This window comes from Acinetobacter sp. ANC_7512, from assembly GCF_056779935.1.
Map to the genome: position 1 here is coordinate 1 of NZ_JBWYIX010000031.1, position 705 is coordinate 705.

The following is a 705-nucleotide window of genomic DNA, read 5'->3' on the forward strand; positions in this document are numbered from 1 at the left end:
CAAACGGCTGAAAACGTGGCTGAACAGTTCAATATTAGCCGTGCTGATCAAGACCAATTTGCTTTAACCAGCCAACTACGTACGGCAGCAGCGCAAGCACGTGGTTTCTTTGATCAAGAAATCGTGCCTGTGACTATTCCACAGCGTAAAGGTGATGCGGTTGTGGTGGCAAAAGATGAACATCCTCGTGCATCAACCACTTTAGAAGCGTTAACCAAGTTAAAACCTGTTGTAAAAACAGACGGTACAGTAACCGCAGGTAATGCATCAGGCATTAATGATGGTGCTGCTGCGATTCTGATTGCGTCTGATGCAGCTGTAGAAAAATATGGTTTAAAACCTCGTGGCAAAGTGATTGGTGCAACCACCGTTGGGGTTGAACCTCGCATTATGGGCTTTGGTCCTGCACCTGCGATTAAAAAGTTATTGGCTCAAACAGGCTTAACACTAGAGCAAATGGATGTGATTGAGCTGAACGAAGCATTTGCAGCACAAGCATTGGCGTGTACACGTGACCTAGGTTTAGCCGACGATGATGCACGTGTAAACCCAAATGGTGGTGCAATTGCATTAGGTCATCCATTGGGTGCATCAGGTGCGCGTTTGGTGACGACTGCTCTCAACCAACTAGAAGCAACTGGTGGCAAATATGCATTGTGCTCTATGTGTATCGGTGTGGGTCAAGGCATCGCTTTAATTATTGAA

Annotated in this window: 1 protein-coding gene; it reads left to right on the forward strand. The window is 46.2% G+C overall.

The genetic code is table 11. The features are described 5' to 3' along the window. The coding region (locus tag AC1M9H_RS14315) for an acetyl-CoA C-acyltransferase (RefSeq protein ID WP_481613648.1) at positions 1-705 on the forward strand (705 nt) is incomplete at both ends.